This is a genomic window from Pedobacter sp. B4-66 (assembly GCF_018492665.1).
Lineage (GTDB): Bacteria > Bacteroidota > Bacteroidia > Sphingobacteriales > Sphingobacteriaceae > Pedobacter.
This window is the reverse complement of sequence record NZ_JAFVME010000012.1, coordinates 45,279-56,415: the sequence shown is the minus strand read 5'-3', so window position 1 is coordinate 56,415 and position 11,137 is coordinate 45,279. Positions and strand designations below refer to the sequence as shown.

The following is an 11,137-nucleotide window of genomic DNA, read 5'->3' as shown; positions in this document are numbered from 1 at the left end:
ATGGTTCCCTATGTTGGCATACGCTGATAGAAAAAGAGTGTTCTAAACATTCAGGTTATTGATTAGTATAAATGCAGTAATATGATTAGTTTTGAGACAATACAATCCCCTTAAGTATAATACTTTCATCTTTTTTGGTTTAATTGGTTAGAAAATTATTCGAAAAGAGTTGAATTAATCAGGAGGCTTGTGAATGTTCTTTATGACATTTTGAAGGAGATTTTGGGGAATTGGAAAAAAGAAAGCTCGCAGTATTTCTGCACCGTTTTTGGTGTGGGTTTGATTAAATTCTGAACTGCCGAACAATCTCATTTCCATATTTGGTTATATGTAAACGAGTCTCTCACAAATGCAAATTGGGAACACCAGTTGGTTAAAACCAATAGGGCGAACTTTACTGCTTTTGGTTGAGGGTAACCGTCAAGAGACCCTATACCTTAAATCTACAAGAGATTTCCGGCATGCCTCCAAAAAGACTTACGCAAAGCTCGCCCTACTGGTGTTATATCATCAAAGATAAAACAATCCAGCGCATTGGGCGAACTTACGGTCTTCTCGTAGGCAAAATTTGACGGTTTTCTCAAACGAGAGACATCGTTGAGAGTAAATAATATCCACTCTTCTATGTCGCTTATTATACTTAAACAAATATAACAAAATAGTTCGATATAATAAAATATAAATATATCGATTTAACATATTTAGGTGAGAGATAAAAACTATAATGCAAAAGGTGAATTTGGGAAAAGAGCCAGAGTTTACCGTGAACATTTCAATCTAAACCAGGAAGATCTAGCGACCTTAATGGATATATTGCAACCTGACTACAGTGAAATTGAATCAGCAAAAAAGAGTATTGGTTTGGATAGAGCTCAATTAGTTGCAACTGTTTATGGCATCAAATATTATAGTATGGCAGACCCTAATTATCCTATTCCGCAATTCGATCAATTACCCATTGCAACACAAAATGCTATTTCAATTAGAAAAGAAGTGGGTCTTAATCCAAGAGACTACAATGTTAACTTAGCTGATAATTTAAATAATGTACTTAATTCAGACTTTCTCAACACACCACATACTGCTGAAGAAATATGGGCACAACTACCAGAAGAGGTACGAAATAAAGTTGAACCTAGGCGAATAACCGATTTATTAGGAAAAAGCCCTAGAAATTCAATAATTCAAAAAATACCTGCTTCTGCAGGTGAGGGTAAGAAGAATAGGTACATTTTAAAGAAATAGCATTAGTGGGAGTTTCAGCAAAAATGGCAGTTTCATTCAATTTAACTCTACGTGAAGGCAAATGGGTCTCAGAGGCGCGAAAAAAAATACCTCAGATATAAAGTCAATAGGCTGCATGACCATTCATGTAGCCTATTGACTGAATAACAAAGTTCACAAGTAGAACAACTCTTAGGCTTTGCTAAACTTGTTATCTCATTAATTGACAAATCAAGTACTAGAAAGATATACCACGAAATACAAGAATAAACAAACTGCAATCATTACATTTAAAATTAACAAGGTTATATCTTTTACAAGTACTTTCTTTTTGTACATAAACAACAATATTAATACCTGTAAAAGCAGGAAGCAAAGTGATATCCAAAACGAATATTTCCCACTGCTCGCCCCCTCTCCAAAAACTAAAAAATCCACAAACACATCAATTATAGAGAAAAGAACATAAACACCAATGTTTAGTACTATTGCAAGGATATACACAACTGTTTCTCTCATACTTAGTCTTTTACCGTTACTTTTACTCCATTAGACCTCATCCTATTAATAAAGTCATTTACTATTTTTTTATTATCTCTTTGTTTTTCTGATACGCTTTTATAAACTCGCCAACCTCAATCGCATATGTTCTATTTTTATGAGAGTTTTTTAAATTCCACGCCTCTGAATTCGTGCTAAAACTAATATTATTTCCTCCCATATCATTTCCTGACAACATATCCCACGTGCGATCAATTGAAAATGAATTTACTCCTTCTGGAGCGTCTATGGAGCCTGATTGATGAGGAGCCAAATTTAGCACATAATCAATCACATTGCTTGGGTCGGCAAATTGGTCATCGTTATTTTTTATCAATTCTAAAAGCGCGTTCGTGTAACCGGCTCCAAATGCACCTCCTCTGCTATGTGTATAAATTTGAATTTTTTCAGTTACCTTATTCGTTGAAGGGTCACGCTCCAGCATAGATAGTATTTTATTAAAGTCTTTTTTTGCTTCCATCTGACCCCCTAAGAATCTATCTGTCGCTCCAAGAGCTCGATCATTCGTAACATAATGATTTCCATTTATCGCTTGTCTTCCTCTGTTACCATCAACCCAATGGATCTGCCCTCCAGGATTGGGCATACCAGAACTTGCAATAGTCCTTAACAATTGCGCATCCCAATAAGACCTATCCTCTCGTTCGCTGTCAGATTTTGTATTTCCATTGATATAGATAGGTAATTCACCATCTTTATCAATAAAGTTAACTGGGCTATTTAGAGAATAACATAAGGAGAAGACATTTCAAGTAGCTCAGCTTTAGGATCCACCATATTCCACCTCCCAATCACCGGATCATAGAACCTAGTTCCATAATCAATGTAATTTAACTCATTTGTGTAATCACTGATTTTTATGACGTATCATTTCCCTTATAGAATCTAAAATTAGTTCTTTGAATTTTTTCTTTTGCAATAGATTTTCTGAAGAATTAAAATCCTTGTTAATATCCTTCCAGTGCCCTAACTTATTACCTGTATTAACACTGACAAAACCAATTGTCGTCGTTGTGGAACTACTAGGTCGTGTCCATATATATATAATCTCATTACTCTCAGGATAGTAGAAATAAACATTATACCAATGATCCTTTTTATTCCTACGTCCGTCTTTTAAGCCAAATCCAACTGGTGGTACAAACTTTGGATTTTTTTCTTTGAATCTATTAAGAACATTAATAACTCCTTTCTCATCTAGATCAATACCATATTTTTCAACATTTGGATAGCTTCCAGGCGAATACAATTCCGCTAACTTATATAACCCCACTGCTATTAAAATTATAGATATACCTATTAATATTCTTTTCAGCATTACCATTGCAAATTTATTTGGAAGGTGTATTAGTCACACCCTTATTACTAATATCATACCACATCTTTATCATTTGTAATCCACCTGGGGAACTTAGCCTATGAATTGTTTTTGGCAACGATAACAATCCTAAACCAGTTCCAATAAAATAAGCTTTTGCTTTATCTTCATTACCTATATCATTTCTAGCCGATACCTCAATCTCTTCATAAACAAATTGCAAATCTGCTCCTATGGTTCTGGTATCTGTTAATAATCCTAAAAGGCCCTCAGCACCCAAGTTATCAAATCGTCTATCATGTCCAATTCCAGGAGGGTCGAATGGTTTATTTGGAATATAAGAGTAGGTATATGTCCCATCGTAATTACGTGGATTATTTCCACCAGCATAGGTGCCTCCTCCTAAATTCTTACCCACAGTAGAAGGATCTAAGCATGTTGGGCAAGCCTTATTTTCACCTTGTACTGACACTTCAGGCAAGGCACTTTTAACCACACTCCCATCATCGAGAACAACATCATCCATAGGTTTTATTGGAACTGTACTCCCAACTTTGTTAGTATCTAATCCCAATGGATCATTATACATCATTGGATTATTCAAAACATAGTGATAAGGGTTTGTTTCGTAATGCCTCTCCGCCATTGGATCTACCACATTCCATCTTCCAATCACCGGATCATAGAACCTTGCTCCGTAATCATACTGTTCTCCTAATTCGTCCTGTATCTCCTTTCCATTATAAAGGTATTTATTTGAACCTGCACTTACAACTTTCCTTTTACCAAACGCATAATAGTTGTCTGCTTGCAACCTTTGAAGTACTCCTGTAGTTGGGTGCTTATTGAACGTGTATCTCACATTACCCAAATGATCAGTCAGATTATATTCATAACTGTACGCTCCCGCATTATTTCTGGCTAATCCTTCTTCAGTCTGGATGATATCAATAGCATTGCCATCGTACTCTATCCCACTTACATAATGTCTTGTACCTGCTGTTGCCCCTGTACTTACCTTTCTCAACTTGCTCCCTGTTGCATCATAAGTATAAGCCAGGTTCACTATTGGTGCTGGAGTAGTTCTTTTTGCCGTAGCCGGAAGATTTAGCAGGTTATAGGTCAGCACCACTCCTGTTCTTCCATCTGTGGTCGCATTCCCATTCACATCATAGCTGTAGTTTCCTGTGGCCAAGGCTCCCCCTGTGATGTTAGTCAACCTGTTCCCAGTGTAGTTGTAGAGACTTGCTGCTGCAGTTGCATCACGGTTCATCGTTTTGATGTTCCCCATCACATCGTAGCTCAACACCTCACTCATCACTATCCCTGTACTGGTACCGTTCAGTAAACGGTTTAACCTGTCGTAACTATAGGTATATACATTAGGTAAACTTGCGGCGGCTCCCCAGTCCTGATTGGCGATATTACCATTGTACTGAGCAGTAGTCCCATCTTCATACTTCAGCCTGTTGCTAAACTGAGCAGAAGTTCCTGTCTTTAGCCAGCCACGCTCGTTATAGGTATACTGGGTATTCTGTAAGAAGGTGGCTCCATTATCGGCACTATGCAATTCTTTCTTTAATAACTGGCCAACCTCATTGTAGTTCAGCCTGCTCAACACCACCTCATCTCCGGTATTGATCTTCTCCTTTACCAGTTTCTTTCTGCCCATATGGTCATACTCATAAGCATTGGCGATGGTTGTAGTGGTAGCCCCATTACGATGTTGACGGGTACTGTTCAGCAGCTCACCTGCAAAGTTGTAGGTATTGCTGATCTCATCATAGTTTAATGTATCTATGGCTCCCTTTTGGTAGTGCTGCTTGTAAGTTTTAAGAACTCTTGCTTCATCATCAAAATAGTTCACTGTCCATAGCATATCTGCCGTACCCAGTACATTCACCCTACTTGCCGTAGGTAACCCTTTAAGTTTCTTACTATAAGTAGCGTTATTACTCTGGTTATAAGCTGTAGGTATACCGGGTGCAGTATAATCATCATAATACTGAACACTTAATACAGGATTCAATGCGACTATGGGGTAAGTACGCGTAATGGTATAACCCATACCCGTAGTCACTTTAATTTCCCATTGGTTTGACCGGACATTGACCGAATCCTGCATCGCAGCACGATAGCTCGTATTAGCAGTAGCACCATAGGTATGGATTCCTGTCATGATTACCCGACCGAACACATCATATTTGGTTGCTGTCCAGCTCTGGTTTGCTTTGCCCCGCTGTACCCCATCCTGGGTCAGTACAACCTGATCAAGTTTATTATAGACCAGGTACTCCCAGGCTTTGCCGGGAATCTTTTTTTCTATTACCCGCTGCCTGCCATCATAGTTATAGGCATAGATGAACTGGCTGAAGGGAAGGTCTGTAGCCACCGCGGTAAAAGAGGTTGCTGTAACTGCAGGAGGGATAACGTACTTCAGGTTACCAAAATCATCATAAACATAATAAGTGGAAAGGGAGACCGTTTCGGTTTCCCACATCCGCTTTAACACCACACGGCCATCAAAGTCTTTGTATTCATCAACTGTTCCGATCTTTCCAGTGGTCCAGTTCTCATCTTTGACCGTAGTTTTGTATAGTTTGTTTGCGGCATAGGTGTTGGTGCCACAACTGGCACCATTAGCGGTTACCACCCAAAGTTTTACTGCCTCTGGTGCTGTAGCAACATTACTGCCATATTCACTCACCACTGTACGCCCAGTAGTAGTTCGGGTAGCAGCCGGCTGCCAGGCAGCACCAGGAGCACCTTGTTCCAACACACGGTTTAAAGGACTAGGCTCAAATACCGTCTGGCTAAATGGAGAAACCGTTCTCATTACTCCATTGGCCTGCTGGGGACCACTACTGCCTGCAGGATTATAAAAGTTCAGTACCCCTTGGCCGGTAGTCAAGGCATTGGCCTTATAACTCCCATTGGCAGTACCTGCATCTGCATAAGAAAGGTACTTGGTTACTTCTCTGCCAAAAGCATCATAGGCGACAGGCTGAACAATATCTTTTAATGCCGGACTCCCTTTTACCGTTACCGTTTGTAAGGGGCGACCTAAGCCGTCAAAGTACTGGATCGTCTGATTCAGTTCGCACACATTCAGGTTTGCAAGGCTGCTGGCGTTAGTAATCCCAGACCGTTTTACAATACTGCTGATTACATAGTTCTGGTTCGAACTGGCAGCAGCAGCCAGTGGCACACAATTGGCACTGGCACTAATGTATGCACGGAAGTTACTGCCGGCAGGCACCGTAAATCCATTGGTAAAGGTGATGCTCCCACTGGCAGTAATCTCTGACTGACCGGTGTAAGTGTTAAAAGTAAGGTGTTGAGCACTTGTCGTATTGACATCCAATACCTGCAACAAGAACAATAATATTATCAAGAGGCTCCCTGGAGCCGAAATTAATCTGTTTTTCATACTGAGAGCGCTTAGGGTTTGTAATGATAATTATAGCTTTTCACTATGTTTCCATCCTGATCTTTAATATTCATTAACCGTTGGAAATTATCATATTCATAAGTTGTGGTCATGCCCTTAGGATCGGTCATACTTCTCATTCCTACCAAAGGTTCATAAGTATAGCTAGTGACCTGGACATCTTTAAAGGTGGTGGTACTATTTCGGATTGGCGCTAAGAAATTATCAACTAACGTCTTACTGGCAGGAATGCTACTTGCAAAAGTATTTACAGCGGATGCTCCCCCCAGGGCGGTTACTACGGTGTTATAATCTGCATTTTTAATCTCCGCTATGAGATGTTGGTTATTATAGCTATACAAGTAAACGCTCTGTGCCCCAAATTCTTGCGACGCCGCTAATACATGTCCTGTATTATTATATCCATAGAACCTAAACCGAGGCTCTGCTGCTTCTGTACCATTTTGAGTAGTAATGTAATCAGGTTGAATAATTTGTCCATCATTATACCAATCTTTATAGCTGGTTACTGTGGTCATCTGACTTGTATTTTTTTTGATTTTTTGTTCTATTACAGGACTAATATTGTTTTTGGCAACCATTTTAGCAAACACACCTGTTAGATCACGTCCCAAACTCACCATCTCATTGGGGTACAAAAAGGAACGCTGTTCAAGACTTCCTTTACTATCAGATTTTTCAGTCCTTGTAACCTGTAAATGATATGGATTATCATAATACTGGAGCGTTGTTGTACTAACAGGATTTAGACCATTTACATCATAAATGGTTTCCTTAGTCGACTTGTTTTGTACCCATCCAGAAATCACATCATAAAAAGTGTATGCAAAATCCGGAGAAAAATCTCCACTTGGCAAATTATAGTAATAATTGCCCACACCACACGGATAATCAACAGCCCTCATTTTTTTTACCCGCATGGCCCGCAAACTATTATAGCGATTACTGGTATTCAGATCATTAAATTCATACGTATTTTCAAGCTCAGCTATCTTTGCAAAAGAGTCATCAACCTTTCTTTTATAAGTACTCTTTTTCAACAAAAGACCTCGTTTATATTCGCTACTGTTTAAAGGAGTAGCTCTATCTAAAATAAGCGTGCTAGCCCAATACGAGTGATCGATATTGATTTGATTTAAAACATCCGAAACAGATGAATATTCATATTCAATATATCCATTTTTAACCCCCTGCTCCGAAATACTAGTCTCACTCACATTTACATAACCTACCGGAGAACCTTGAGTAAAAGCCAGAATGGTTTGGCCTGAACTTATAGCTTCTTTATATTTTATAAATAATGTCCAACAAGTATAAGTAGTATTTCCCGTCTCTTCTGGGTTCTTATAATATTCACTCATCTTCCAAATATCTTCGCCGTATTCATGAACATATTTTGGGTACATTAATAATTTACCGGGAGCATAGGTATATTGATTACGTGTAGCAACGATACCATTAACAAAACTGGTTGTTTGTTTTATCCTTAAGCCCCCAGCCACTGGATTAACAATAACTGGAGCAGAACCATGTGTTTGATAGTTTAAAATCGCCTTAATGCTCGGCAAAGCTGGGCTATAACAATTATTTCTGGCACAGACTAAATTAGTCACAATTCTATAATCTCCTGGGGGTAAAGTAAGAATTTGATTGATATCAAAATCTACTGAACCATTTGGTTTCGGCTGTGGATTGCTGGTAAAATTATCAAACGCATCCCAATAATAATATACATTGACAGGATTGGTAATGCTTTCAATACGGATCAGTGGTAACCAGCCATCATTTTTTGTTGCAGGTTTAAGGTAGTTCCTAAATTCTAATTTTATACTTACATTATTCTGAGTAAAAGGGATACTAAATGTTTCGATGCGATTGATTACACTAGACTGGGGATCATTTGCCATCGCCACAGCTGTTGCTGAGACAACCACACTAGGTGGGTTACCCCCACCTGGCACACTCGCCGGATCATAGCGATTAGCTTCATAATCAAATTCAGTATACCCGCCCGTAGGGTAGTATATCCGTTTCAAAACCCCACATTGCATAGAAAACTCTTCGGGTTCTCTATTCGCGTTTAATATTGGACTATTAATCTCAGGTACTGCAGGCAACAAATGGGTATTGGAATTGGCACCGTTAAAATAACCCCAATGATCCTGAGCATTCGAATTCCTTACCGGCAATTCATTTGCCCTGTTATAGTTAAAAACATGGCTGGATTTTCTTACACTATTGGAACCATATTCAGCTAAACTATCTAAAAAAAAGCGTTGGTTGAAAGAAGAATAAAAGAATTTTGTTTCTTTAATTTTTTGTCCCAATTTATCATTAACAACTAGGGAGGTTAAATTTTTGCCGGTAATATCAGTTCGGTTTAGGAGGGCATCAAATACAATTTCACCACTGTTCCATCTAATTTTCTTAAGAACTGATTTTCCGCTGTTTACAATTGATGTTACATTTGGCAATCCAGTAATACGTGCTCCATTATCTAAAATGGCATTGGTATTTAATTCGTCTTCTTCAATCATGTTTGCCGAAATTGTAGTCGGTGCTAAATCACCTATTTTATAGGAATACACATGCCCTGAAAAATATTGTTCAAATTTGTCTATATAATCAAAATACACAACATCAGCATTGTTTTTTAATACAATTTTTGTTAAATACCATGCTGACAAATTTTCTGTTGTTTGCCTCGGAATCCCATCCGTTAGAGTTTTTGTAATTTCATTACCATTACCTGCATAATCGAATGATCCAAAATGAAAAATATTACCTTCAAGATCAGCTATTTCCCAATGCTTATCGACAGAAGATACTGAATTGGTTAATGGAGATACTAAAAGTTTTAATGAATTAACAGGTATAGCCTGAAAATTTCCTTGTTTATCAAAATAGAATTTACCTGAATGTCCGGCAAAATTATAATAGAAAATATCAGGCTCTGTATCGATAAGTCCATCTGCTGCTTTCCTTAAGGAGACATAGTCATTCTGGTAGTTTAAATTATAGCTTGACTGTAGGAACTCATTTCTCTTATTTTTAGACAAGAATCCATTTGGACTTTCATCTGCTAAACCCACAATACTTCTTGTAATTGCTCCACCGGCATTCAAAGCCCATCCTGTTCCTACCCAAGATGACACCTCATCAATCTTAATACCGCCACTATGATACGACAACTGAATAGGAACCTCAAAATTTCCAATTTTGACTTGAAAAATTGGAATTTCGACATTCACTAATCCGGTATACAAGGATACCGGCCAATTGCCAAATTTACCCAAAGAGTACGCCTCGGAAGAAACCGGAGTAACATTAGGCAAAATCCCATTTGCAAAACTATTTGGATTAAACTGGCCAAAGCCAATACTTGTTTTAAATAAAAAAACTACAAGTATTACAGCACGTATACAGGTAAAATTATACAGATTTTTCATTATATTTTATGATATTTTTTAGGAGGATAAAATTTTTTATTCAAACTAATCATCTGTCACCTGACTATTCATGATAAGAGTACTGATTGTCCGTTCTATTATTGTCTGACTGTTTAAGACAAGCGGAGCACAGTGCCTTCCCTTTGATTAGGGTAAAGGCAAATAATAAAAGCATGCTGATAGATACTTCAGGAAGTCTGTAAAATGAGATTTTAGAGCGCATAAGATGAGAGAATTAACTAAGCTCAAGGTAGTAAAACATTTTTGAACTAAAAAAAATTAAGACACATACTTTTATTTTTTCTTTAAATCATCAAGCTCCTTTTTAATTTCTATCAAATGAAGTGTAAGTTCTTCGATTTTTTGAAGCAGTTTAGCATTCATTTCTCCTAGATCAACTCCATTGGCTTTTACTTCTTCAGCTGATGGGATTCCTGGCAAATGACCTTTATCCTTGATGTGCTGTTCCGTTTCTTGTAAAGATGGGAGTTGATAGTCTTTAGCGAAAACATAGTCGGGCCAGCCGGCTGTTTCTACTTTGATTTCCTGGGCTCTTATTTTGCCATTAACCGCTAACTTATACCCTTTGGTGTCACTAGTTCCGATTCCGACATTGCCTAAAGAATAGAGGTTGCCTTGATTAGTTATCGTTCCCTTGAAATTATTTTTATAGGCTAAGTTAACTGCCTGCGTACCTTGCATAACTTCATCGGCAGTAGTCCATCCTTGAAACCAACTACTTTGTTCGCCCAGACCTTTGGCAAAAGCCGTCACTTTAAATCTAGTGTAATAACCCTTATCATTAATATAGATATTGACCAGACCATTTTTATTTGTCAGAAAGACTTCTGGTGTAAAGCTACCGGCTGATGATATGGAGGTATTTGTAAACTCTCCACTAAAGATATACCAAACCAATTTTAGGTCAATCGTCTCAGATACTCCATAGTTGTACCCTTCAATTTTTAGGGTTATCATTTGCGATTTATGCTCAAAAGGAAGGTTTGTTTTTATGTTTATTCCATTGACAGGTGTGCCAGCAAAATCATAGTTTAGCACTTCGTATGACTGTGCATTCGCTAATAAAAAAGAAAATAAAAGACAAAGTATAACAGCTATTTTTCTCATGTAAAG

Annotated in this window: 7 protein-coding genes; 1 reads left to right on the top strand and 6 read right to left on the bottom strand. The window is 38.0% G+C overall.

Going from position 1 to position 11,137, the window contains the following annotated elements; all coding sequences use genetic code 11:
- Positions 1–705: 705 nt before the first annotated feature.
- The gene (locus tag J1905_RS19090) at positions 706–1,245 is read left to right on the top strand and encodes a helix-turn-helix domain-containing protein (RefSeq protein WP_214228827.1); all 540 of its coding nucleotides are present in this window, start codon (positions 706–708) and stop codon (positions 1,243–1,245) included.
- Positions 1,246–1,455: 210 nt separating this feature from the next.
- Here the strand turns inward: J1905_RS19090 and J1905_RS19085 are convergent, their stop codons facing one another.
- The 6 genes from J1905_RS19085 to J1905_RS19060 all read right to left on the bottom strand — a co-directional run bounded on the left by J1905_RS19085 (position 1,456) and on the right by J1905_RS19060 (position 11,131).
- Positions 1,456–1,743, bottom strand: a complete 288-nt coding sequence (locus tag J1905_RS19085; RefSeq protein WP_214228826.1) for a hypothetical protein — start codon at positions 1,741–1,743, stop codon at positions 1,456–1,458.
- 61 nt (positions 1,744–1,804) lie between these two features.
- A complete protein-coding gene (locus tag J1905_RS19080) occupies positions 1,805–2,371 on the bottom strand; it encodes a hypothetical protein (RefSeq protein ID WP_214228825.1) in 567 nt (188 codons plus the stop codon).
- Between the two features lie 261 nt (positions 2,372–2,632).
- The gene (locus J1905_RS19075; RefSeq protein ID WP_214228824.1) at positions 2,633–3,103 is read right to left on the bottom strand and encodes a hypothetical protein; all 471 of its coding nucleotides are present in this window, start codon (positions 3,101–3,103) and stop codon (positions 2,633–2,635) included.
- Between the two features lie 13 nt (positions 3,104–3,116).
- The gene (locus J1905_RS23650) at positions 3,117–6,533 is read right to left on the bottom strand and encodes a DUF6443 domain-containing protein (RefSeq protein WP_250318142.1); all 3,417 of its coding nucleotides are present in this window, start codon (positions 6,531–6,533) and stop codon (positions 3,117–3,119) included.
- An 11-nt stretch (positions 6,534–6,544) separates the two neighbouring features.
- Positions 6,545–10,003 carry a hypothetical protein gene (locus J1905_RS19065; protein ID WP_214228823.1) on the bottom strand — a complete coding sequence of 1,153 codons (3,459 nt, stop codon included), beginning with the start codon at positions 10,001–10,003 and terminating at the stop codon, positions 6,545–6,547.
- Between the two features lie 294 nt (positions 10,004–10,297).
- Complete coding sequence (locus J1905_RS19060; RefSeq protein ID WP_214228822.1) at positions 10,298–11,131, bottom strand: hypothetical protein; 834 nt, start codon at positions 11,129–11,131, stop codon at positions 10,298–10,300.
- Positions 11,132–11,137: the final 6 nt, after the last annotated feature.

Bases quoted from the DNA above. Each gene is read 5' to 3' on its own strand.
- J1905_RS19085 (WP_214228826.1), bottom strand. From the start codon at position 1,743: ATGAGAGAAACAGTTGTGTATATCCTTGCAATAGTACTAAACATTGGT.
- J1905_RS19080 (WP_214228825.1), bottom strand. From the start codon at position 2,371: ATGCCCAATCCTGGAGGGCAGATCCATTGGGTTGATGGTAACAGAGGA.
- J1905_RS19075 (WP_214228824.1), bottom strand. From the start codon at position 3,103: ATGCTGAAAAGAATATTAATAGGTATATCTATAATTTTAATAGCAGTG.
- J1905_RS23650 (WP_250318142.1), bottom strand. From the start codon at position 6,533: ATGAAAAACAGATTAATTTCGGCTCCAGGGAGCCTCTTGATAATATTA.
- J1905_RS19065 (WP_214228823.1), bottom strand. From the start codon at position 10,003: ATGAAAAATCTGTATAATTTTACCTGTATACGTGCTGTAATACTTGTA.
- J1905_RS19060 (WP_214228822.1), bottom strand. From the start codon at position 11,131: ATGAGAAAAATAGCTGTTATACTTTGTCTTTTATTTTCTTTTTTATTA.